Below are 388 nucleotides of genomic sequence, written 5' to 3'. Positions count from 1 at the left end.
TCGAGGCGATCGAGGGCGAGATCGTCGCCCGCGACGTGCCGCCGGTCGTGCCGGTGCTGCTCTCCGCCCGCGACGCCACGGCGCTGTCGGCGCAGGCGGGCCGGTGGGCGCGCTGGCTGTCGGCGGACGGGCAGCGGCGTCCGGTGGACGTCGCGTGGTCCTCGGTGGCGACGCGGTCGGCGCTGGAGCACCGGGCGGTCGTGTCCGGGGCGAGCCGGGACGAGCTGCTGGCGGGCCTCGCGGCGGTGGCGGCGGGCGAGCCCTCCGGCGCTGTCGTGACCGGCTCGGCCGCCGCACGCGGTCAGCTCGCGCTGTTGTTCTCGGGTCAGGGTGCGCAGCGCGCCGGCATGGGCCGGGAGTTGTACGGGACGTTCCCGGTGTTCGCCGC

At 78.1% G+C, this 388-nt stretch carries 1 protein-coding gene; it reads left to right on the top strand.

Annotated features, from left to right (window positions below; all coding sequences use genetic code 11):
• The coding region (locus ACSNN9_RS28675; RefSeq protein WP_436676422.1) for a CurL C-terminal domain-containing protein at nucleotides 1-388 on the top strand (388 nt) is incomplete at both ends.

The sequence above is a fragment of the Micromonospora sp. URMC 107 genome, from assembly GCF_051386315.1.
In the GTDB taxonomy this organism is placed as follows: domain Bacteria; phylum Actinomycetota; class Actinomycetes; order Mycobacteriales; family Micromonosporaceae; genus Micromonospora.
This window is presented reverse-complemented; position numbering and strand designations above follow the sequence as displayed.